This window comes from Streptomyces daqingensis (assembly GCF_014645895.1).
Classification (GTDB): Bacteria; Actinomycetota; Actinomycetes; order Streptomycetales; family Streptomycetaceae; genus Streptomyces; species Streptomyces daqingensis.
Genome location: NZ_BMMP01000048.1, coordinates 1 through 547 on the forward strand (window position 1 = coordinate 1; position 547 = coordinate 547).

Genomic DNA, 547 nt, shown 5'->3' on the forward strand with positions numbered 1-547 from the left:
TTTAGGTTTTATCTTGTTATCAAACAAAGCCTATTGGTTGTAATTCTTATACAATTCTATTAAGTGCTTAGTGGAGCTGTCAAAATAAGCGTTGCTTTTATGCCCTTCTAATTCTTGTAAAATCGGCACGGCCAATTCTTTCCCAAGCTCCACGCCCCATTGATCAAAGCTGTTAATATCCCAAATAACCCCTTGCACAAAGACTTTATGCTCATAAAGAGCCACTAAAGCCCCAATATTGCTTGGTGAAATCTTTTCTAATAAAAGGACATTAGAAGGGCGGTTGCCAAAAAACACCCTGTGGTGGGCTAAATCTTTGGCTTCATCTTTGTCTAAGCCTTTAAAGAGCAATTCCCCAAGCGCTTCTTCATAACTCTTGCCTTTCATGAAGGCTTGCGCTTGCGCTAAAACATTGCTGAATAAAATCTCATGGTGGCCTTTAGCGTTAGGCTTTTTATCTAAGGAAGCGATAAAATCAATGGGTATTAAATGCGTGCCTTGATGCAAGAGCTGGAAAAAGGCGTGCTGAGCGTTAATGCCCATATCG

Annotated in this window: 1 protein-coding gene; it reads right to left on the reverse strand. The window is 40.4% G+C overall.

All coding sequences use genetic code 11. The features are described 5' to 3' along the window. Positions 1-30 precede the first annotated feature (30 nt). The coding region (locus IEY56_RS29265) for a phosphoglucose isomerase-related protein (RefSeq protein ID WP_506004845.1) at positions 31-547 on the reverse strand (517 nt) is incomplete at its 5' end.